Origin of the sequence: Gordonia terrae (assembly GCF_001698225.1) — a bacterium.
Taxonomy (GTDB): domain Bacteria; phylum Actinomycetota; class Actinomycetes; order Mycobacteriales; family Mycobacteriaceae; genus Gordonia; species Gordonia terrae.
Genome location: NZ_CP016594.1, coordinates 4,492,041 through 4,513,961 on the forward strand (window position 1 = coordinate 4,492,041; position 21,921 = coordinate 4,513,961).

The 21,921-nt window shown below is 67.9% G+C and carries 20 protein-coding genes and 1 riboswitch; of the genes, 7 read left to right on the forward strand and 13 right to left on the reverse strand.

Features of this window, described 5'->3' with window-relative positions; genetic code table 11:
• Positions 1–7: 7 nt before the first annotated feature.
• From BCM27_RS19955 to BCM27_RS19965, 3 genes are read right to left on the reverse strand one after another with little or no spacing between them, the layout of a single operon-like run.
• A complete protein-coding gene (locus BCM27_RS19955; protein ID WP_004022608.1) occupies positions 8–766 on the reverse strand; it encodes an SDR family NAD(P)-dependent oxidoreductase in 759 nt (252 codons plus the stop codon).
• Complete coding sequence (locus tag BCM27_RS19960; protein ID WP_004022607.1) at positions 763–1,716, reverse strand: alpha/beta hydrolase; 954 nt, start codon at positions 1,714–1,716, stop codon at positions 763–765. The genes BCM27_RS19955 and BCM27_RS19960 overlap by 4 nt, the downstream gene beginning before the upstream one ends.
• The gene (locus tag BCM27_RS19965; RefSeq protein ID WP_004022606.1) at positions 1,713–3,089 is read right to left on the reverse strand and encodes a flavin-containing monooxygenase; all 1,377 of its coding nucleotides are present in this window, start codon (positions 3,087–3,089) and stop codon (positions 1,713–1,715) included. Before BCM27_RS19965 ends, BCM27_RS19960 begins: the two co-directional genes overlap by 4 nt.
• Before the next feature lie 194 nt (positions 3,090–3,283).
• Between BCM27_RS19965 and BCM27_RS19970 the strand changes: the two genes are divergently transcribed.
• The 6 genes from BCM27_RS19970 (at position 3,284) to BCM27_RS19995 (ending at position 8,292) form a co-directional block, all read left to right on the forward strand.
• Complete coding sequence (locus BCM27_RS19970) at positions 3,284–3,892, forward strand: TetR/AcrR family transcriptional regulator (RefSeq protein ID WP_033206310.1); 609 nt, start codon at positions 3,284–3,286, stop codon at positions 3,890–3,892.
• Positions 3,893–4,005: 113 nt separating this feature from the next.
• A complete protein-coding gene (locus BCM27_RS19975) occupies positions 4,006–4,863 on the forward strand; it encodes an LLM class F420-dependent oxidoreductase (protein WP_004022604.1) in 858 nt (285 codons plus the stop codon).
• Positions 4,864–4,892: 29 nt separating this feature from the next.
• Positions 4,893–4,988, forward strand: a riboswitch (TPP riboswitch).
• Complete coding sequence (locus BCM27_RS19980) at positions 4,976–5,686, forward strand: TenA family protein (protein WP_004022603.1); 711 nt, start codon at positions 4,976–4,978, stop codon at positions 5,684–5,686. Its footprint overlaps the riboswitch before it by 13 nt.
• Positions 5,671–6,708, forward strand: a complete 1,038-nt coding sequence (locus BCM27_RS19985) for an ABC transporter substrate-binding protein (protein ID WP_033206313.1) — start codon at positions 5,671–5,673, stop codon at positions 6,706–6,708. The genes BCM27_RS19980 and BCM27_RS19985 overlap by 16 nt, the downstream gene beginning before the upstream one ends.
• Positions 6,683–7,474: an ABC transporter permease gene (locus tag BCM27_RS19990; RefSeq protein WP_033206314.1), complete on the forward strand. Its 792-nt coding sequence runs from the start codon at positions 6,683–6,685 to the stop codon at positions 7,472–7,474. Before BCM27_RS19985 ends, BCM27_RS19990 begins: the two co-directional genes overlap by 26 nt.
• Positions 7,471–8,292, forward strand: coding sequence for an ABC transporter ATP-binding protein (locus BCM27_RS19995; RefSeq protein WP_004022600.1), 822 nt, complete (start codon positions 7,471–7,473; stop codon positions 8,290–8,292). The genes BCM27_RS19990 and BCM27_RS19995 overlap by 4 nt, the downstream gene beginning before the upstream one ends.
• A gap of 19 nt (positions 8,293–8,311) precedes the next feature.
• Here BCM27_RS19995 and BCM27_RS20000 read toward each other — a convergent pair whose 3' ends face one another.
• Genes BCM27_RS20000 through BCM27_RS20015 form a run of 4 tightly spaced genes read right to left on the reverse strand, consistent with a single transcriptional unit; the run spans position 8,312 to position 13,061 of the window.
• Positions 8,312–9,367, reverse strand: coding sequence for a prenyltransferase/squalene oxidase repeat-containing protein (locus BCM27_RS20000; protein WP_004022599.1), 1,056 nt, complete (start codon positions 9,365–9,367; stop codon positions 8,312–8,314).
• A 25-nt stretch (positions 9,368–9,392) separates the two neighbouring features.
• Positions 9,393–10,124, reverse strand: a complete 732-nt coding sequence (locus BCM27_RS20005; RefSeq protein WP_004022598.1) for a class I SAM-dependent methyltransferase — start codon at positions 10,122–10,124, stop codon at positions 9,393–9,395.
• Positions 10,111–11,385 (reverse strand): glycosyltransferase family 4 protein, encoded by a 1,275-nt coding sequence (locus BCM27_RS20010; protein ID WP_004022597.1) that lies wholly within the window; start codon positions 11,383–11,385, stop codon positions 10,111–10,113. The genes BCM27_RS20005 and BCM27_RS20010 overlap by 14 nt, the downstream gene beginning before the upstream one ends.
• Positions 11,385–13,061: an FAD-dependent oxidoreductase gene (locus BCM27_RS20015; RefSeq protein ID WP_081487034.1), complete on the reverse strand. Its 1,677-nt coding sequence runs from the start codon at positions 13,059–13,061 to the stop codon at positions 11,385–11,387. Before BCM27_RS20015 ends, BCM27_RS20010 begins: the two co-directional genes overlap by 1 nt.
• A gap of 100 nt (positions 13,062–13,161) precedes the next feature.
• Between BCM27_RS20015 and BCM27_RS20020 the strand changes: the two genes are divergently transcribed.
• A complete protein-coding gene (locus BCM27_RS20020) occupies positions 13,162–13,989 on the forward strand; it encodes an acyl-[acyl-carrier-protein] thioesterase (protein WP_004022595.1) in 828 nt (275 codons plus the stop codon).
• Positions 13,990–14,169: 180 nt separating this feature from the next.
• Here the strand turns inward: BCM27_RS20020 and BCM27_RS20025 are convergent, their stop codons facing one another.
• The 6 genes from BCM27_RS20025 to BCM27_RS20050 form a co-directional block, all read right to left on the reverse strand.
• Positions 14,170–14,721 carry a DUF3558 domain-containing protein gene (locus BCM27_RS20025; RefSeq protein WP_004022594.1) on the reverse strand — a complete coding sequence of 184 codons (552 nt, stop codon included), beginning with the start codon at positions 14,719–14,721 and terminating at the stop codon, positions 14,170–14,172.
• A complete protein-coding gene (locus BCM27_RS20030) occupies positions 14,718–15,605 on the reverse strand; it encodes a DUF3558 family protein (protein WP_004022593.1) in 888 nt (295 codons plus the stop codon). The genes BCM27_RS20025 and BCM27_RS20030 overlap by 4 nt, the downstream gene beginning before the upstream one ends.
• A gap of 190 nt (positions 15,606–15,795) precedes the next feature.
• The gene (locus BCM27_RS20035; RefSeq protein WP_004022592.1) at positions 15,796–15,990 is read right to left on the reverse strand and encodes a hypothetical protein; all 195 of its coding nucleotides are present in this window, start codon (positions 15,988–15,990) and stop codon (positions 15,796–15,798) included.
• 261 nt (positions 15,991–16,251) lie between these two features.
• On the reverse strand, positions 16,252–17,928 hold the full coding sequence (locus BCM27_RS20040; protein ID WP_004022591.1) for a hypothetical protein: 1,677 nt from the start codon (positions 17,926–17,928) through the stop codon (positions 16,252–16,254).
• Between the two features lie 229 nt (positions 17,929–18,157).
• Complete coding sequence (gene atzF, locus BCM27_RS20045; RefSeq protein WP_033206320.1) at positions 18,158–19,831, reverse strand: allophanate hydrolase; 1,674 nt, start codon at positions 19,829–19,831, stop codon at positions 18,158–18,160.
• Entirely contained in the window at positions 19,828–21,891 is a 2,064-nt protein-coding gene (locus tag BCM27_RS20050; RefSeq protein ID WP_004022479.1) for a 5-oxoprolinase/urea amidolyase family protein, read from the reverse strand. The genes atzF and BCM27_RS20050 overlap by 4 nt, the downstream gene beginning before the upstream one ends.
• Positions 21,892–21,921: the final 30 nt, after the last annotated feature.

The following is a 21,921-nucleotide window of genomic DNA, read 5'->3' on the forward strand; positions in this document are numbered from 1 at the left end:
GCGGCGGCTACGAGTCGCCGGCGAGCGCCCGCACCTTGCCCAGCACGTCGGGATAGCGCTTCAGGTGCGCACCACCGTTGACGTCGAACGCGGCGCCGGTGATCCATCGCGTCTTGTCGGAGGCGAGAAATGCGATGGCGTCGGCGATCTCGGACGTCTCACCGCTGCGGCCCAGCGGGGTGTTGTCGAGATAGTCCTCGGTGAGTCCCGGGACGAAACCGATCCCCTCGGTCAGCGGGGTCATCACCAGTCCCGGTGACACCGCGTTGACCCGGACCCCACGCTCGGCGAGTTCGAGGGCGGCGACCTCGACGAGCATCAGCACACCGGCTTTCGAGGCGCAGTACGCGCCCATCCCCGCACCGGGTTGCCGACCGTTGAGCGAGGCGATGCAGGTGATCGACCCACCGTCGACGATCCGTCGGCCGGCGTGTTTGACCACCAGGAACGTTCCGGTGAGACAGACGTCGACGGTGTGGCGCCACGCACTCAATTCGAGGTCGGTGAGCGGTCCGGGGTCGGAGAGGCCGGCACAGTTCACCGCGGTGTCGAACTCGCCCGCATCCTCGAAAACGGCTGCGACCGAGTCCTCGTCGGTGACGTCCAGCCGGACCGCGCGCACCGCATCGCCTCGTTCGGCGGCGACCGCCTCGGCGCGCACGAGGTCGACGTCGGCGACGACCACCTCTGAACCGGCGTCGACCAACGCATCGACGGTGGCGAGGCCGATACCCGAGGCGCCGCCGACGACGATCGCCCGACTCATCGGGCCCCGGCCTCGACGGGGTGGCCCTTGGTGACCAGATGCCGTGTCAGGAAACCGATCTCGTGCTTGACGCAGGGTTCGAACCAGTCGTTCCCGGCGAACACGTCGAAGTGGTCGCACGGGTAGTGCCGCACCTCGGCGCGTGCCTTGAAGGCCGTCTTCGACGCGGCGTATGGCGGTGCGACGGAGTCGAAGTCGGCGATCTGGAACAGCACCGGAGCGGAGACCCGATGCGCATACTTGTCCGCGCGGAAGCCCCCGATCTCCAGGCCGACCGAGGCGTCGACCTCGTTGCGCCAGGACGGGCCGGCAATCGCCTGGTAGCTCTCCTGATAACCGGGCGCCGTCAGCGCGGCGCCGGTGTCGCCGGGTTGCCCCACGACTCGCATCATCCTCGGGGCACGTCCGAGGCGTCGCGACACCGCACTGGCCACCGCGGTCGCGGTCGACTTCGCGATCGCCGCCCCGCCGTTCTGCGCGTAGGCGACCCGGCCGGCGGCCGGCCCGTTCACGAAGGGGATGACGGAGATGACCGCGGCAACGTCATCGCGGTCCGCGGCCACGGTCAGTGCATGGCCACCGGACTGCGAGACACCCCACAGGATGATCCGACCGGGATCGACGCCCGGCTGTTTCTTCGCGGCCACGATCGCGGCACGGTAGTCATCGGCCTGACGTTCCAACGAGATCTGTTGCCGTGGTTCTCCTCCCGACAACCCGAAGCCGCGATAGTCGAACGCCAGCACCGCCAGGCCCGCCTCGGCGAAGCGCTGGGCGTAGGGGCCCAGACCGGAGTCCTTGGTCCCGGCGAAGCCATGGGCCATCACGACGACGGGCCGTGTGCCGTCGACCTCGAAGGGCGACTCGGCCGCGCCCGGGAAGAACCAGGCGTCGCACTCGGCGTCCGACGAGGAGAAGCGCACGGTGGTCGCACCGTCCGGTGTGTTCATGCCGAGGCTCCCTTCGAGACCAGTTCGGAAGCGACGCCGGCCCATTCGGTCGGCCCCTGCTGTTCGGCCCGGCGGATACCCGCCGGGATCTCCTTGGTCCGCATGTTGTGTTCGTACAGATAGTGATCGAGCTGCTGGGTGTGCCGCGGCCGATCGAGCATGTGGCCGGTGTAGTACTGCATGTCGGCCTCGATCGTCTGCCGCATCTCCGGCACCGACGGGAGCCGGTAGTGCCCCGTGGCGTAGGCCCCGATCAGACGGGCCTGACATTCCACGAACGGGAACAGCGTCGGGACCGCCTGCGCGAAACCGGCGAAGACGAGGTCGTCGATCCCCGGATAGAACATCCGCTTGTACAGATCGATGCGATTGTCCGGGGCGCTGATGAAGTCGGGATCGAAGAACGGGAAGGTGATGTTGTATCCCGTTGCGTAGATGATGATGTCGAAATCGTCGGAGGTGCCGTCGTCGAAGTGGACCGTCGAGCCGTCGAATCGGTTGATGTTGGGCTTGGGGATGACATCACCGGAGCCGAGCCGGAGCGGCAGCTCGACCGACTGGGTCGGATGCGCTTCGAAGAACTTGTGATTGGGCGTCGGTAGTCCGTAGTCCTCGGGACGCCCTGCCGTCACCGGTTGCATGACCTGGACGAACTTCCGCTGCCACGACGTGGGCAGGTACGGCGTCGACCGGTAGTACTTGTCGGCCGGCTTGCCGCCGAAGTACTTCGGGACGATCCATGCACCCGACCGCGTGGACAGGGTCAGCTTGTTGTCCAGTGCCTTCGACGACAGCTCGACGGCGATGTCGGCCGCGCTGTTGCCGAGTCCGACCACCAGGATGCGCTTGCCCATGAAGTCGTGCGGGGTGCGCGGGTCGATGTAGTGATGGGCGTGCATCTCGATGCCGTCGAACTCGCCCGGGAAGTCCGGCCACCGGGGGTCCCAGTGGTGCCCGTTGGCGACGACGAGCAGATCGAACCGGCGTCGCTCGCCCTGCTGGGTCTGCAGTTCCCAGCCGCCGCCGTCGAGTCGGGTCGCGTGTTCGATGCCGTTGGTGAACTCGATCGACGAGTAGAGGTCGAAGGCCTCCGCGTACGAGTCGAGATAGGCCTTCACCTGGGTGTGGTGCGGGAAGTCCGGGTACTCGTCGGGCATCGGGAAGTCCCGGAACGACAGTTGGTGCTTGGAGGTGTCGATGTGCAACGAGCGGTATGCGCTGCTGTGGCCGTTCGGATTGCCGAACGCCCAGTTCCCGCCGACCCGGTCGGAACTCTCGAAGCATGTGTACGGAACGCCGTAATCGGTGAGCATCTTGCCTGCGGTCAGACCGCTGATGCCGGCCCCGATGATCGCGGTGGTTGGTAAAGGCACACTGCCCCCTCGTCGGACACGTCGTTGGTTCGGTCGTATGGGTCTCGGTCATGCGTGTAGACACATTCTGGTTTGTGTCTACACGATGCGACGTATCGTGTACACAGAATCCGCGAACTGTCTACGACGCCGTCGTCCGTTCGCCGGAACCGCCGACGAGTACGCAGCAATGCGCGCAGACCGTGACCGCAGGAGTGTCCGTGACCGAAGCCCCGACCACCACGGTCCAGGACCGCCTACTCGATGCGACGGAGAAGCTGCTCGCCGACAAGGGGATTCGCGCGACGACGATGCAGCAGGTGGCCGAGACGGCCGGGGTCTCGCGCGCGTGGCTCTATCGGCACTATCCCGACAAACCGTCCATGATCGGTGCCACCATCGTGCGCCTCACCGAGTCCTTCTGGCGGGACGCACGCGCCGAACTCGACGGGATCGACGACTTCGCGGGCCGGCTCACTGCCGGTGTGCGGATCGGCCGCGGCGCGTACGACGACCCCGGAACCCTGCTCATGCGGCTGCGCACCGACGAACCGACCGAGTTCGCCGAATGCGCCGGCGTGGGCGTCGTCAAGCTCGTCCCCGACCTCGCCGCGTTCTGGTTCCCGTTCGTCGAGCACGCCGCGCACCGGGGCGAGATCCATCCGGGTCATGACCTGCGCGAGGTGTCCGAATGGGTTGCCCGCGTGCTGATCAGCCTGGGTACGTCGCCGGGTGAGACCGTCGACATCGACGACGCATCCCAGGTCCGACGACACCTCGAGGTCTTCATCCTCCCCGGGTTCCGCACCGATCCACGCCACTGACCGCGTCCGAGCCCCGGTCCTCCTCTGGTCTGAGTGACGCCGATCACCTAGACTGGTGTCCAGTCAACCGTCCGGCCGCCCCGGGCGGCCGAACGACGCCGTCGGAGGGCACCATGGATTTCGGGATAGTGCAGTTCACCAGTGATCGCGGATTGAAGCCGCACGTCCTCGCCCCACTCATCGAGGACGCGGGATTCGCTTCCTACTACGTTCCCGAACACGGGCACATCCCCACCAGGCGCGACGCGGCGCACCCGCGCACCGGTGACGAGACCCTGCCCGACGAGCGGTACATGCGCACGCTCGACCCGTGGACATCGCTGGCCGCCGCCGCCGCGGTCACCGAACGCATCCGTCTGGCCACGGCGGTCGCCCTTCCGGTGCAATCGGATCCGATCACGCTGGCCAAGACCATCGCGACCCTCGATCACCTCTCGAACGGACGGGTGACCCTCGGCGTCGGATTCGGCTGGAATCTCGACGAACTCGCGGACCACAACGTGCCGCCGAAGCGCCGGCGCACCATGCTGCGCGAGTACCTCGAGGCGATGTCGACGCTGTGGTCGGAGGAAGAAGCCGAATACGACGGCGAATTCGTGCAATTCGGTCCCAGCTGGGCGTGGCCCAAGTCGACCCAGGCGCACATCCCGGTCCAGGTGGGTGCGGCGGGCAACGAGAAGAACTTCAAGTGGATCGCGCGCAGCGCGGACGGCTGGATCACCACCCCGGGCGAGGAGGACATCGAGGGTTCGGTGTCGCTGCTCAAGCAGATCTGGGCCGACGCGGGCCGCACCGGCGATCCCGAGATCGTCGTCCTCGACTTCCGACCGGTTCCCGAGAAACTCGAGAAGTGGCGCGAGATCGGTGTCACGACAGTGCTGTACGGCCTGCCCGACGACTCGGTGGAGCGCGCGACCGGGTATCTCGTGAAACTCGCGGGAAAGTTGGGTATCGCTCCGGCAGTCGTGTAGAGGCCCGAATCCCTCTGCTAGCCTGGTTGCGTTCTGACACGGGGTGCTCCGCGACTGCGGGGCTGAGATGAGACCCGAGAACCTGTCCAGGTAATGCTGACGAAGGGATGTCATGTCTTTGCATGCGCACACGCCGGATCCCGGCCGCTTCACCGACCACCTGTGGGAACAGACGACAGCTCTGCGAGCGTCGATCGACGATCTCGAATTCCTGCACCGCCTCGGAGACGGCACGCTGCCCCTCGAGGTGTTCCGCACCTACCTGGAGCAGGACTCGCTGTACCTGGCCGGGTACTCGAAAGCGCTCGCGATCCTGGCGTCGAAGTCGCCCGATCCGCAGACCGCGGCGTTCTGGGCGGACTCGTCGTCGACGGCGGCCACCGTCGAGGTCGCCCTGCACGGCGACCTGCTCGGGGGCGGCCAGTTGCCGCCGCGGCAGGGTGAGCCCGAGCCGTCGACCGCGTGCCTGGCCTATGTGTCCTACCTGATCGCCACCGCAGCGACCGAGTCGTACGCGGTCGGCGCCGCCGCGGCGCTGCCCTGCTTCTGGATCTACGCCGACGTCGGCCGTGGACTGGCGGCGAGCGCCGCCGAGGTCCTCGCCGCCGACCCGAAGCACCCGTATGCCCAGTGGGTGACCACCTACGACGCCCCGGAGTTCCAGGAATCCGCCGCCCGGGCAAGGGAACTGGTGGATGCGGCCGCGGCGTCGGCCGGCGCGCCGGAACAGGCTGCGATGTCCGCGGCGTTCACCATCGCCACCCGGTATGAGCTCATGTTCTGGGACACCGCGCTGAACCCCTACGCATGGCCCGCCGCATGACCGGCCGCGTGCGCCGCGTCCTGGCCTGCCTCGTTGCCACCGTCGCGGTGTTGTCGACGGCCACCGCGTGCGGGTCGGACACCGCCTCCGACAACACCATCCGGTTCGCGCTCGACTGGACCCCGAACACCAATCACACGGGCCTTTTCGTGGCGCAACAGCGCGGATACTTCGCCGAGTCCGGCCTGGACGTCGAGATCCTGCCCTACAACAACACCTCCGTCGACACCGTCGTGGACGCGGGGAACGCCGAATTCGGGATCAGCACCCACAGTTCGTCCACCTTCTCTCGGGCATCGGGCGCGCACACGATCTCCGTGCTGGCACCACTGCAGCGGTGGGCGACAGGTATCGGTGTCCGCGCCGACCGCGACGACATCACGAGCCCGAAGGACCTCGACGGCAAGACCTATGCCGGGTTCGGTGACCCCGGTGAGGTGGAGACACTCAAGCGGGTGATCCGAAACGACGGCGGCACAGGTGAATTCACCTCGGTCACCCTCGGCACCTCCGCATACGAGGCCGTCTATTCCGGGAAGGCGGACTTCACCGTCTCGTATCTCGCCTGGGAGGGCATCGAGGCCGAGCACCACGGAACGCCGATGAGGTATTTCCACTATACGGACTTCGGTTTCCCGGAGGCCTACGCGATCGTCGTCGACGCCAACGAGGACTGGCTGAACGAGAACCCGGAGCGTGCGGCGACGTTCGTACGGGCACTGCAACGCGGCTACCAGGCTGCGGCCGATGACCCGGATGCCGCCGCCCGCGACCTCATCGCCGCCAATCCGGGCGCGTTCAACGATGAGAAGCTGGTCGTCGAGAGCCAGCGGATGCTTGCCGCCCAGTACATGAAAGACGCGAACGGCCGGGTGGGCGGGCAGACGCTCGAGCAGTGGGCCGGGAACTCCGGGTTCCTCTACCGCAGTGGGCTTCTCACGGGTCCGGACGGGTCCGCGCTCACGACCGAGCCGGACTGGTCGACCTACTTCACCAATGATTACCTCGACGCGTCTCGCTAGCACCGGCCTCCGGCGGGCCGCGCCCGCGATCGTGGCGGTGGTGGTACTCGTCGCGGCCTGGCAGGTCTATGTCGACCTCAGCGGGGTCCGACCGCAACTGCTGCCGTCGCCGTCCCGGGTCGCGGCACAGGGGTGGGCGCATCGGGACGAGATCGGGGTGCACGCCGGGGCGACGCTTCAGGTCACCCTGATCGGCTTCGCGGTGTCACTGGTCCTGGCATGGGTACTGGCGATCATCGTCGACTTCTCCCCCACCCTGCGGCGAGCCTTCGTGCCCCTGTTCGTCGCGTCGCAGACATTGCCGATCATCGCGATCGCCCCGCTGATGATCATCTGGTTCGGCTTCGGCGTGCTCCCGAAGGTCCTCGTCATCGCCCTTGTCACCTTCTTCCCGATGGCGATCGGGTTGATCGAGGGGTTCGCGGCCGCCGATCGCGAGGCCGGCGCACTCCTGCGGAGCATGGGCGCCACCCGCCGGCAGATCTTCCGCTACGTGCGCCTGCCGTCCGCGCTCCCCCGGTTCTTCACGGCGCTGCGGATCGGCATCACCTACGCGGTGGTGGGTGCCGTGTTCGCCGAGTACGTCGGCGCCAGCCAGGGGCTCGGCATCTACATGAGCCTCCAGAAGAACTCGTTCCGCACCGACCTCGTGCTCGCGGCCGTGCTGGTGACGGCCGTCATCAGCGTCGGGCTGTATCTGCTGACATTCGCAATCGAACGCGTCGTCGTGCCGTGGGCTCGCGCCGAGAAGACCGAGCCCTCATGACCGACGACGCTCGCCGGCTCGTCGTGGACCGGCTGACGAAATCCTTCCCCCGGAGCGGCCGCGAGCAACCTCCGCGTCACGTGCTCGACGCGGTCTCGTTCACGGCGGAGCCCGGCGAGTTCGTCTCCGTCATCGGACCGAGTGGCTGCGGCAAGAGCACCATCTTCAGCATGCTCGCCGGGCTCGACGTACCCGACTCCGGCAGCGTCACCGTCGGCGGCGACGCCGCGATCGCCGGACACTGCGCGTACATGCCGCAGAAGGATCTGCTGTTCCCCTGGCGCACGATCCTCGACAACACGATCCTCGGCCTGCAGGTACAGGGTGTGCCGGCAGCCGATGCCCGTCGCCGGGCGGCGGAGCTCTTCCCCACCTTCGGGTTGTCCGGGTTCGAGGACGCGCGCCCGTCTCAGCTGTCCGGGGGGATGCGACAGCGGGCCGCCCTGCTCCGCACGGTCGTGCAGAACCGCGATCTGCTGCTGCTCGACGAACCGTTCGGCGCCCTGGACTCGTTGACCCGGACGGAGATGCAGTCGTGGCTGCAGTCGGTCTGGCAACGCTACCGGTGGACGGTGCTGATGATCACCCACGACATCCGTGAGGCCATCTACCTCTCGGACCGGGTCATCGCGTTGTCCGCCCGACCGGCGACCGTCGTCCGCCAAGCGCGCGTCGAGCTCCCGCGGCCGCGGGAACTCGCGGTCCTCACCTCACCGGAATTCGTTGCGCTCGAGAAGGATCTGCGAGCAGTGCTGCACGACGAGGCCCGGCGCGCCCTTGCCGAGCAGAGCGACTCGGGCTCGACGCTCGCGGAATGACCGCCCGCCGGGTCACCGGTCAGGGTGTCGGTGCGACCAGACGCTGACGGACATCCCGGAAGATCCCGTTCGCGACGCTCGTCCGGCTCACCGCGTCGGCCGCGAGGACGACGGCGGCCGAAGTCCAGCAACTCTTCTCGACCGGCCAGCGCTTGCCGTCGGCGAACACCAGCCCGGTCCAATACGATCCGTCTGGATCACGGAGGTGTTGGATCGAGGCGATGAGCTCGATGGCGTCGGCGGTGTCGCCGAGCGAGTCCAGAGCAAGGGCCAGCTCACAGGTCTCGGCACCGGTCACCCAGGGCCGATGGTCCACGCATCGGACACCCTTGCCGGGGACGACGAACTGTTCCCAGCGGCGAGCGATCAGTTCCTGACCTTCGCGACCCCGCACTGCTCCGCCGAGGATCGGATAGTACCAGTCCATCGAATGCTCGGACGGCGGGGTGAAGATCTGCCACTCCTCGCGCCCGACATCGGACCGGATGGCATCCCCGAGCAGGCTGTGTGCGGCTGTCCAGGTCTCGTCGGGCTGGTCCATCTCGCCCGCGATGCGTATCGCACAGTCCAGAGCCTGGAAGATGCTGGCGTTGCCGGTGATCAGGGCCTCGCCGAACATCGCTCCGGTGCGGTGGTCGCCACCCCAGCGAAACGCCCCGTCCTCCCGCTGGAAACGCAGGACACAGTCGATTGCCGACCAGACGACCGGCCACATCTTCTGCAGGAACGCGTCGTCACCGGTGATCAGGTAGTGGTGCCACACCCCGACCGCGATGTACGCGCAGAAGTTGCTGTCGGTCCCGGCGTCCTCGACCTTGCCGCAGACCGTACGGATCGGCCAGGACCCGTCGTCGCGCTGCTTACGTCGCGACCAGTCGTAGGCGGCCTCGGCCTCGGCGTGAAAACCCGTGACCGACAGCGCCATCGCCGATTCGATGTGATCCCACGGATCGGTCTGCCCGCCGGGGAACCAGGGCAGCGCCCCCGACTCCTCCTGCATGCCGACGATCGCGGCGCCGGTGGCGTGCATCTGCTCACCCGTGACCACACCGGGGACCGCCGGAGCGGTCGTCATGCGACTCCCTTCCTGGAGGGCCTCGTCATGAAGACGCGGTGGCGGTCTCGGGCTTGCGCAGGTACAGGGCCACCGACTTGCCGATGAGCGGGTTGAGCACCTGCTCCCCGACGCGGGTGAGCCACGGCTTGCTCATCATGTCCCAGACGAGCAGCTGGTGATAACCCTTCACCAGGACATTGTCCTTGTTCTCAACGCCCACAGCACATTTCAGCCACCAGTACGGTGCGTGCAGTGCGTGCGCGTGGTCCGTGCCGGTGACCTCGAGTCCGGCGCGCTGCAGCTTGCCCGCGAGTTCGGATGCCTTGTAGATGCGGACGTGCCCGCCCTCGACCTCGTGGTACTCGTCGGACAGGGCCCAGCACACCTTCTCCGGCCAGTAGCGCGGCACGGTGACCGCGGCGACTCCCCCCGGCTTCAGGACACGCACCATCTCGGTGATCGCGCCTTCGTCGGTCGGGATGTGCTCGAGGATCTCGCTCATCAGGACCACATCGAAGCTGTTGTCCGAGTAGGGAAGCCGGAGCGCGTCCCCGACCTCGGCGCGGGCCTTGGCCGATGCCGGCACGTGCCCCTCGGCCATCATCGCGTCGAACATCTCGCCGACGTCCGACATGTCGCTCTCGGACATGTCGAAGGCGATGACCTCGGCGCCGCGACGGAACATCTCGAACGAGTGCCTACCCTGCCCCGCCCCGATGTCGATCGCCTTGGTGCCCGGTCCAACGCCAAGCCGGTCGAAATCAACTGTGAGCACTCGTCGTCCCTTCTGTTGCCCGCCGGTGTCCGGCGAACACGGTTTCATAGTGAGCCGCCGTCTTCGCGGCCACCGCTGCCCAGCTGTAGTTCTCCTCGGCTCGACGACGGCCGCCGTCGCCGAGACGTGCCCGCAGGTCCGCGTCGTCGAGCAGACGGCCGATCGCCTGCGCGAGGCGCCCGGAATCCCTCGGCGGCACCAACAGTGCGGCCTCTTCGGCGGTTCCGACGACCTCCGGGATCGCGCCCGCCCGGGTGGCGACCAGCGGTGTACCGCAACTCATCGCCTCGACCGCGGGTAGGGAGAAACCCTCGTAGAGCGAGGGCACACACGCGACCTCGGCCGAGGCGAGCAGACCGGCGATCTCCTCGTCCTCGAGTCCGGACACCACCGAGACGCGGTCGGCGATCGCCAGATCGTCGATCATCTTCGCGGACGGGCCGTTCGGGTCCAACTTGGACACCAGTACCAATTCGACGTCCCGCTCGGAGGACAGCTTCGCAACCGCCTCCAACAGGTACGACACCCCCTTCAACGGCGCATCGGCACTGGCGACGCACACGATGCGACCGGGCACCCGGGTTGCGGCCGGCGTGAAGATCTCGGTGTCGACGCCCAACGGGATCGTCGTGATGCGACCCGACGGGATGTCGAACGCCTTGCGGATGTCGACCTCACTGCTCCGGGAAACGGTGAGCAGCTCCGGAATCCGCCGCGAGACCCGACCCTGCATACGCAGGAACGAATGCCACCGCCACGCGCTGATCTTTCGCCATCCCTTTGCCGCCTTCACCGCGAGCGTGCGGTCGCGCGTGATGGGGTGATGGATCGTCGCGATCAGCGGGAAGCCCGCCTTCTGGATGTCGAGCAATCCGTAACCGAGACACTGGTTGTCGTGGACGATGTCGAAGTCGTCGCGCCTCTCCTTGAGGAGCCTGGCCACTCGGAGGCTGAACGTCAGCGGTTCGCCGAAGCTCGCCGTCCACATCGAGCCCACCTCGAGAACGTCGATCCAGTCGCGGTATTCGCCCGGGCGAGGCGTGCGAAACGGATCCGGCTCGTCGTAGAGGCCCAGGCTCGGCACCTTGGTGACGGTGACGCCGGCGTCGATCGCGACCTGGTCGAGCTCGGGATAGGGCTGCCCCGAGAAGATCTCGACGCTGTGGCCGAGGAGGGCGAGTTCGCGGGACAGATGACGGACGTAGACGCCCTGTCCGCCGCAGTGGGGCTTGCTGCGGTAGGACAGCAGTGCGATCCGCATCACTGAGCTCCGGCGGTGGCAGCCGCCTCGAACTCGGCGACATTGACGAACTTCGCGCGGACCCGGCCGGCGGCCTTGCCCGCGGACTTCTCAGCGGCGTCGATCGCCTTCCACCCGGTGAGATCGATGCGGTTGGCGCCGCGATCGGCCACCAGGGCGGCGACGTCGTCCCGGGAGGTCGACGGATCGTCGAAGGCCGCGGCGACGAAGTCGGCGATGACGGCCTGCGCGGTCTCCTGGCCACAGATGCGGTTCATGCCGATACCCCCCGTTGCTCCGCGTTTGATCCAACCCGTCACATAGAGGCCCGGCATCACGTCACCACCGGCGGCGGTCTGGACGCGTCCCTCGGTGTTGGGGACGACGCCGTGTCCCTCGTCGAACGGCAGGTCGGTGACGGGCACGCCGCGGTAACCGATGGCCCGCAGGACCAGGCCGGTCTCGAGGTCGAAACGCTCGTCGGTGGGTGTCACCGCAACTTTCCCGGTCGCGTCGGAGTAGGCATTGCGCACGCACGTAAGCGTAGCCACTTCGCCGTCCCCGGCAATTTCGACCGGAGAGGTGAGGAACCGGAACACGATGCGCTTGTTGCCCTCGGTCTGCGGGCGCTCGGCGAATTCGCGGGCGAGTCGGATCTTGGTGGCGATGGTTGAGTCGAGCGTGTCGTCGGACAGTGCCGCCTCGGTGGCCGGATCGAGGACCAGCTCGTCGGGATCGATGATCACATCCACACCCTCGACGTCGCCGAGAGCCAGGAACTCGCTGTTGGTGTAGGCCGCTTGCGCGATGCCACGGCGACCCAGGAGGACGACCTCGGAGATGTTCGACTCCCGCAGTGTCGCGAGCGCGTGATCGGCGATGTCGGTCTTGGCGAGCTCGTCGGGATCGGTGACCAGGATCCGCGCGACGTCGAGCGCGACGTTGCCGTTGCCGACGACGACCGCCCGGTCGCCGGACAGATCGACGGCGAGGTCGGCGAAGTCGGGATGGCCGTTGTACCAGGCGACGAACTGCGTCGCGGCGACCGAGTTGGACAGATCCTCGCCCTCGATGCCCAGCCGTTTGTCGGTCGAGGCGCCCACCGCATAGATGACCGCGTGGTACCGCGCCACGAGTTCGTCATGGCTGATGTGCTTGCCGACCTCGACATTGAGGTAGTAGGAGAAGTTCTTCTTCGCCGCGACCGAGGCGAAGGTCTTCTCGACTCCCTTGGTGGCACTGTGGTCGGGTGCGACCCCGGCGCGCACGAGTCCGTAGGGCGTCGGCAGCCGGTCGAACATGTCGACCTTGATGCTCGGCTTGCGGACGAGCTCCTCCGCGGCGTAGAACGCCGCGGGTCCGGCACCGACGACGGCCACGTGCAGTTCCTTGTCGGGCAGCGGGGGCGCCTTGCGCGGCGGGACGAGCCCGCCCTCGACGTCGTGGTCCTTGTAGTAGTCCGCGTTGATCTGGAGATACGGTTCGTCGCGTTCCTCCAGCTGATCATCGGGGATGATCGCTTCCACCGGGCACTCGTCGATGCAGGCACCGCAGTCGATGCACGTCTCCGGATCGATGTAGAGGGCCTCCGCCGTGAGGAACTCCGGCTCGTCGGGCGTGGGGTGGATGCAGTTCACCGGACACACGCTCACGCAACTGGCATCGTTGCAACATGGGCGGGTAATCACATGCGCCATCTGCTGTTTCCTCGTAATCCGACACGTAGAACGTGTTCTATTTTTCCGGTTGGATGTATCTTAGCTGCAAAGATACCGGCGACCTATCGGAGGGACTCGAGTGAGCCAGGTTACGCCAGCAGTGTCCGGTGCATCACTCCCGGACCGCAAGCCTGGATCCCAGTTCTACGAGGTGGGTTATCGCATCCGCACCGGCGACGTCGATCAGGACATGCGGGTGCGGCTCGACGCCGTGGCCCGGTACCTCCAGGACGTCGCCAACGACAATCTCGAGGCCACCGAGTTCAGCGCGACGGACCCGTTCTGGATCGTCCGCCGCACCATCATCGATGTCATCGAGCCGCTGACCTGGCCGGGCGCGGTCACCGCGCAACGCTGGTGCGGGGCGTTGTCCACGCGCTGGACCAACATGCGCGTGCGCCTCACGGCAGAGCACGAGACGAACCGGTTCAACCCACGGCCCCGCCCCCCGGGGTTGATCGAGACCGAGGCGTTCTGGATCAACGTCAACGAGAAGGGCGTGCCGTCACGGCTGTCCGACGAGGCGTTCACGATGCTGTCGGCGATGACCGACGAGCACCGCCTCCGCTGGCGGTCGATGAATCCGGAGAAGGCCCCCGATCCGGCCGAGATCGACTTCCCGGACCGCGAACACGTCCTCCGGATCACCGACTTCGACCCGTTCAAGCACCTGAACAACGCCGCCTATCTCGAGGCGATCGAAGACGAGCTCGTCGAACACCCCGACCTCGTCGACGGTCCGCACCGGGTCGTCATCGAATACCTGCGGCCCATCGTGCCGGGCACCCGGCTGATCCTGCGGCGGGTGCGCGAGGGCGACCGCCTGACCGTGTGGCTGCTGATGCCGGGCACCGGCGACGAACTCGTGGTCGCGGCCACCGTCGTCGTCGGGCCGATCCCGGAGTAGTGGTTTCGACAAGCTCAACCAGCGGTACCCGGAGCTCAACCAGCGGTACCCGCAGCTCAACCAGCGGTACCCGGAGCTCAACCACCCGCTGGCCCAGCAGCGTCGACCGAGCGCAGCGAGGCCGCCGCGCCCGTCGAGGTCACCAGGTGCCACACGAGCCGCACACTGACACCGGCAGGCTCACTGACCGCCCTGCAGCAGCAGCTCCATCAGTTTGATCGGTGCCGCGCAGGGGTCGCCCGGAGGCGCACTGCGGGGTTCGACGAACCAGGTGAAGATGCCGCGGCTCGGCGCCCTCGCGGTCACCCCGCACACTCCCGGACGGTCGGGGCTGCGCTGGGTGAACGCCGACTGACTGGCGACCTTGATGTTCTCGGTCTCGAAGCCGAGCTTTTTCGCGGTCTCCTTCTCGACGTTGATGCTGCCCCACTCGAACCAGTTGAAGGTCACGCTCACCACGTCGGTCGTACCGGAGACCAGCCAGCGACAGATGGCGCCGCTGAACGACCGCTCGGCGAATCCGCCGCCGGCGACGACGTCGGCGATCATGGCGTCGGGCAACACATCGCATTCGAGCAGCAGGCGGTCGAACTGGTCGGTGTCGATGTCGCTGCTCCCGGACTGTCCCGCAGCCCCGAGCGGCACCGGCTCACCCTCGACCGTGCGTGCACACCCGGCGAGGGCGGCCAGGCCCACCAGCACGGCCGCCAGCAGGACGAGGACCCGCTTCACGACGCACGCTCGATCGACATCGTCGCCAACTCGCGAGCGGCGTCGCAGATCTCCTCGATCGGTCGTGGGGTGGCGGCGTCCCCGCGGATCGACCACTCGAAGAAGTCCGCCCCGAAACCGATGCCGACCTCACAGATCTGACCTGACTGGGTGTAGCCGATGAACCCCTGGTGACCGTCGATCTCGAGTCTGTTGGTCACGTCGCGCGACAGCTTCACGTTCGCTTCCTCACGGCCGATCGGCGAGCCGCGATACCAGTTGAACGACGCGACGGCCCCCGTCCGGGAACCGGTGGTGTCCCACTCGCACACCGAGGTGTTGTTCACGGTCTCGGTGAGCCCGGCGAACCCGGTGATCCGGACGACGTCCTCGAGGGATACGCCGCCACACTTGCCGAAGAACGGACCGGAACCGGCCTGGGCGGGCGCCTCGGGCGTGTTCGGCTTGTTCGGGTCGGACGTCGGCTCGTCGCCGGAGCAGGCGCCGACGAGAAGTGCGACCGCGGCCAGCGCGGCGATGAGGAAGGTGCTGTCGCGGAGCCGGTCCAGTTGCCGCCGTTCACGTTTGGTGGGCCGCCCGGCCCCCCGGTCGCGCCGTGGCTGACTGGCGAGGATCTCCTTGGGTGGCGGTGGCGGCGACCGGTCGACGAAGCACTCGGCGGCCATCGGCGCGGACACCCGCTTGCTGATCGTCCTGGTGACCTCGACGATGCGCTCCCGCCCGGCGAGCCGAACCCGGATCTCGTCACCCGGCACCACCGGCTGCGCGGGCTTGGCCGTCACCCCGTTGACCCGGACGTGGCCGCCGCGGCAGGCGGCGCCCGCGGCCGACCGGGTCTTGGTCAGACGGATGGCCCAGATGTAGGCGTCGACACGGGTGGACATGTCAGCTGCCCAGCCGACTCGTCCCGAACGCGAGAACACGTCCGGTGCGAACGCCTCGACCCGGTTCAGCGACCACGACGCCGACTCCCTTCAACCCGTTCACCGCGCGGTTCAGCGTCGGCGGACACTCATTGCGCACCACTGTAGCCGCGGACAAATCCTCGGTGCGGGATCGCAACGGACGCCACCGTCAGCGCTTGCGCGTGAGCAGGTATGCGCCACCGCCGACGGCGAGGATGAGGAACAGGATCGCCAGAAGGGTCTGGTCGAGCAGCAGCAGGGTCACGAACACGGCGATGCCGGGCGAGACCGCGACGAGACTCATCGCCGGGTGCTGACGCACGACCTCCGACACCGCTCTGCTCTTGTCTCGATCGATCGCCATGAGGCCCTCCCTGGTCGGTTACCCGGCCCGGCCCGTCAGCCGTCCCGGGGTCGTGTGCCCAGCGTAGTCGCGTCTTGCGACGGAACAGTTGCGCTGAAGCATGTCGCCCGGTTTCCGCCCCTGCGGCGGGAGCGACGCGAGCCACGAAGATTCTCCCGGATCAGGGAGCGGTGGTTGCGAGGTTCGTTCGGACCAGGAGCAGGGGTCCGCGGCCGATCAGGCTGCGGCCGATCAGGCTGCGGCCGATCAGGCTGCGGCCGATCAGGCTGCGGCCGATCCGGATTCACTGCCCGAGTCGGTGTCACCGGCGTCCACACCGTCATCGTCGGCGCTGTCGGCGTCTGCGTGTGCGTCGTTGTCGACCGCATCCACGCTGTCCTCATCGGTGTCGTGGGCGTCCGGGCTCTCGGATTCCGGAACGTCCGATCCGCCGCCGTCCGATCCCTCGGAGCCGCTGTCGTCGGAGGGTTCCGGTGCCCGATGCCTGCCGACGTAGGAGTCCTCCGCCGAGCGGTGCTTGCCGACGTAGCTCTGGGCCTCGCCGGTACCGTCATCGGCCGTCACCTGCCCCGTCGACACATCGTCGAACGAGAGGGTCGTGGTCGCCGAGCTCGTCGACACCCCGGTGTCGATCGGGTCGGTCGCCGGCAGACCGAACGGCAACTTGTATTCCGGGATACGGATGACCGGGATGAGCTCACCGGTGTCGAGCTGCCCGAACTCGATGACCGGCAACCCGAGACGGTTCGGCCGCAGCTCACCGTTGACCTCGACCAGCGGGCGGAAGGTGACCTTCGAACCCAGCCAGTCGACCGTGATCGGACCGGTGAAACCGTAATCGCTCGTCAGCCGGAGGAAGTTGCCGCTGAACAGGTCGTGATCACCCCCGATGCTCAGGCGGGCGAAGTCCTTCGACAGGGACATCCAGTCACTGTCGAAGTCGAGACCGGAGCCACTCAGGATGCCGGCGAGCAGACCCTCGAGAACCTCGGCGCCGAGGCCGCCGAGAACCCCGCCGGGATCGGCGATCAGTGCGGTTGGATCGGTGAGCGCGAACTGAAGTTCGCCGTTGGGTTGTTGCCAGCGGAAGTCGAAGGTGCCCAGCACATTTGCGCAGGCTCCGACGCCATCGGCGTAGGCGCCGGTGAGTCCGCCGTAGCAGCCGACCCCCTGGACACCCGGGACGGTTCCGATCGTCTCCCCGAGGACCGTGACATCGAGCGGTCCGGTGTTCCACGCATGGGCCATCCCGATCAGCGCGAACGATTTCGCGGTCCGCCCGTCGCTCGCGCCCGCGGTCGCGATGCTCAGAGGTAGATACGATGTCGCGCTTGCGTCGCCCCCGCGGTAGGCGAGAGCGAACTGGAAGCCGTTCCCGGCGACCGTCGACGAACCCTCGGTGGCGGGGCCGTCCGTCATCGTCTTCGGCAGGTCGACGCCGAGCCAGCGGATGATGTCTCCGAGAACCGAACCGGACAGCGTGTCGAAGACACCCTTCACCGGGTCGTAGACCGCGATCGGCACGACCTCGATGCGGTCGGGCAGGACGACGGCGAGTCCGATACCGCCGTACTCGGTGCTCGACTGCGAGCAGTCGGCTCCATCCCGGACGCCGCCGGACATGCAGCTCTGGATGCGCCACTGCTCCGCGATGTCGGCGAGCGCGCCGTTCCCGATCGTGGTCACCAGACCTCCGAGCGGGTTGGTCTTGTCGAAACCCTTCGACCAGTTCCGCAGATCGTCGATCTCGGACGGGATACCCGGGAGCAGCGCCGCGTCGGCCACTGCCGGTTCCGCCGCCTGCCCCGCGCCGATCGCGGCGACGGTCGCCAACGCGGCCGCCCCCGCGATCGCGCGGTGCTGCCGCCGCTGTTTCCGGTTCTCGCGTCGAGCGACCTTGTCCGATCGCTGAATCTCGCTGCGCCCCACCCTGGTCATCCGCCCAACTCTCTTCTCTCCGACCTCCCGAGCTGAGTAAGTGAATCACCACGGTCGGCGAATCGGTAGTCGATCGGTGGAAACGGCACGAATCGGCCGTTCTGGTCAGACGTCCAGGACCGGACGTGAGATGAGTTCCGGTACAGGCGACCTCAGCTGAACGACTCCGCGATGTCGAATCCGGTTCGTGCGGCGGTGGTTCCTGGGAGCGCGGCGCCGCTGCCCGCATCTACCAGCGGTCGCGGTCGAGGATCTGCCCCGACGCGCCGGCGTCGGCAGCACACCCGAACCCGACGATCCAGCGGGCCGGCCCGGTCTCGCCGGCGGCGATCTCGACCTTGCCCAGCATCATCGGCGCGGGAAGAGCGGCCAAGAAGTCCCCGAGCGCTGCCGGGGACAGCGTCCACACCTCGCCACGGATCTCGCGACCGGCGGCCGGATCGCGGATCAGACCCGGCTTGGGCGGGGTCGTGTCCAGGGCCACGAGGCGGTAGGACGCGGTCGTGGTGACCTCACCGGCCCATCGGGCGCCGCGATCGCCGAGTTCGTGGGTCAGCGGCCCGCCCCGCATGTGCGCCCCGAAGACCGCGAGCTCGATCGCCTCGTCATCTTCCGCCCAGGACGGCGCCACCGAGTCGTCGCCGAGGAATCGGCGTGCCACGTCGACGAGCACGGCGTCGGCATGTCCGCGGCCCAGGAACGTGATGCCGAACTGTGCTGTGCTGCCGCCCTCGTCGACGACCGTCCCGGCCGGCACGGCGAGTCCACACAGATCGAAGAGGTTGCAGAAGTTGGTGTACGTGCCCATCCGCGAGTTCACGCCCACCGGATCGGCGGCCACCTCGGCGAGCGTGGGGTGTGCCGGGGCGGTCGGCACCATCAGGACCGTGGCGTCGCCCCACTGCTGCATCGCCGTGGCGCGCAGGTCGGCGAGCCGACGACGAGCCCGTAACAGGTCGACGGCCGAGAACCTTTGCGCCGCATCGATGATCGCCGACACGGTCGGGTCGAGTCCGGCGACATCGGGGTCGGGGACCGAATCGAGGTAGTCCCCCACCGCGTCGTAGCGTTCGGCGACGAGCGCGTCGTCGTAGAGGAGCCGGGCGGCCTCGAGAAACGGTGACAGATCGATGGTCTTGACCATCAGACCCGCGGATTCGGCACGCAGCACGGCGTCGTCGAAGGCGGCCCGCCAGCGCTCGTCGAGGCCGGGCAGTTCGGTGGGCACGGCGATCACCGGGCGTTCCGGGGCGGCGTACGGGATCGACTGCGGGAAGGGCCGGGTGCCGGCGGCTTCGGCCATCACCGACATGGACCGGTCGGCCAGCGCCAGGTCGGCGGCGAAGACGGTGACGACGTCGTAACTCGCACAGGCGGGCACGACTCCGGCAGTGGAGACCACCCCGACGGTCGGCTTGATGCCGACGATGCCCTGCAGGCCGGCCGGCACCCGGCCCGACCCGGCGGTGTCGGTGCCGATCGCGATGTCGGCGAACCCGAGGGCGACGGCCACCGCCGAGCCGGAGCTCGATCCGCCCGAGATGCGGTCCGGTCGCCGCGAATCCCGCACCGCCCCATATGGGCTGCGGGTCCCCACCAGGCCGGTGGCGAACTGGTCGAGGTTGGTCTTGCCCACGACCACCGCTCCTGCCGCGCGCAAGGCGGCGACCGCTGGGGCGTCGACTTCGGGGGTGTAGGCGAACCCGGGGCACCCTGCGGTGGTCGGCACGCCTGCGACATCGACGTTGTCCTTGACGGCGAGGAGCACGCCGGCGAGCGGACCGCCGGCGGCGACGGACCGCTCGTACTCGGCCGCGACCTCATCCTCGGATCGCAGCGTGATGAACACCTCCGGCCGGTCCGCCTCGGCGATCCGCGCATACAGCTCGTCGATCCTGCTCATGCCACCCGCTCCTTGTCGTCTGCGATCCCCGAGGCACCGGCGCGGCCCACTCCCGCCGCCTTCGCGGCGAATTCGCCCTGCATCGACCACCGTTCACGCTCTTCCGCACGAGCGGTCTCCATCGTGTTCCGCCGGATCGCGATGTCGGCGGCGTGCTCGTCGAGGAAGCTCTGGTGCGCGGCCAGCGAGAACTCACCGTCGACGATCTTCGTGCTGTCCCCGCGCCCGGCGGCGACGTCGGCCCGCATGTCGAGGAGTTCCGCCGCACTCACCGGGTACCAGTGGATTCGGTCGAAGAACCGGAGGAGCCACGGATGTTCGGGATCGAATCCCGGTGCCGGCAACGGATGCCGGTGATTCCACACCTGCGTCGTCCGGCCGACGAACTGATAACCGCCCGGGCCTTCCATGCCGTAGATGCAGAGGTAGGCGCCGCCGATCCCCACCGCGTTCTCCGGCGTCCACGTGCGGGCCGGGTTGTACTTGGTGGTGACGAGACGATGCCGGGGGTCGAGTGGAACAGCCACCGGCGCACCGAGATAGACGTCACCCAGGCCGAGCACGAGGTAGCTCGCGTCGAAAACGGTGCGGTACACGTCGTCGACCGAATCCAGGCCGTTCATCCGTCGGATGAACTCGATGTTCCACGGGCACCACGGCGCATCCGATCGCACGCCCAGCATGTACCGTTCGATGGCCTCCCTGGTCGCGGGATCGTCCCACGACAAGGGCAGGTGCACGGTGCGGCTCGGCACCACGAGGTCCTCGGCGGCCGGCAACTGGCTCTCGCATTCGGTCAGCCACTCCAGCATCTGCGCCTGCGACCACACGTCCGGGTCGGCCTTCACCTGCAGCGAACGGATACCCGGTGTGAGATCGACGAGCCCGCGCGGCTTCTCGGCGGCGATCCGCTCGGCCAGCGCATGCACCCGGGCGCGCAGGGCCAGGTCGAGGTGCATCTCGCCGTACTCGACGAGCACATTGTCGTCACCGGACCGCCGGTATGTCACCGAGGTCGCTCCATCGGCTGTCGTGGTGGATCCGAGGATTCCGTTGTCGGTGTCCCCACCCGACGACAGGACGTCGACGAAGCAGGCCCGCCGACCCAGCCCGAGTTCGGTGGGCGAGGCCGCCCGGTCGCCGCGTACCGCGATGAACCGGATCGTGTCCCCCGGCTTCAGCTGGCCGAGCTTCCACCGTTGCGCGGTCGTCACCGTCACCGGGCACACGAATCCGCCGAGACTCGGCCCGTCCGGACCGAGCAGGATGGGTGTGTCGCCGGTGAAGTCGAGCGCACCGACGGAGTACGCGGTGTCGTGGATGTTCGACGGGTGCAGGCCGGCCTCGCCACCGTCGTCGCGTGCCCACCGGGGTCGGGGGCCGATCAGTCGGATGCCGGTCCGGTCGGAGTTGAAGTGCACCTCGTAGTCGGTCGCGAACAGATCGGCGATGTCCTCCTCGGTGAAGAACTCCGGTGCGCCGTGGGGTCCCACGGTCACCGCCAGTTGCCAGGAGTTGGTGAAGGCCGGTTGCTCGTCACCGAGGATTCGACGCGGCGCGCCGACCGGCCCGTCCAGCAGCTCCAGACGGTCGTCGGCGGCCAGCGCCCGGCCGTTGAGTCCGCCGAACCGTCCCATGGTGAAAGTCGACCGGCTCCCGAGATGATCCGCCGCGTCGAGCCCACCCGACACCGCGAGATATGCCCGCATACCCAGGGCGCCGATCGAACCGATGTCGAGGACGTCACCCTCCTCGACCGTGAGCGGAACCCACTGCGGCACAGGAGTTCCGTTCACCGTCGCGGTCACCGGCGCGCCGGTGACCGCGACGACCGCGGACCGGTCGAACCGAAGGGCGGGACCCATGAGGGTGATCTCCAGACCGGCGGCGGTCTCCGGGTTGCCGACGGCGAGGTTGGCGAGCCGGAAGGACAGGTCGTCCATCGGACCGGACGGCGGTACGCCGACCTTCCAGTACCCGACCCGGCCGGGCCAGTCCTGGATGGTGGTGAGCGGACCGGACCGGAGAACGGTCACGGCACCCGGGGTGGTGGCAGTCATGATGGTGAATTCCTCGTCGGGCTCGGTCGG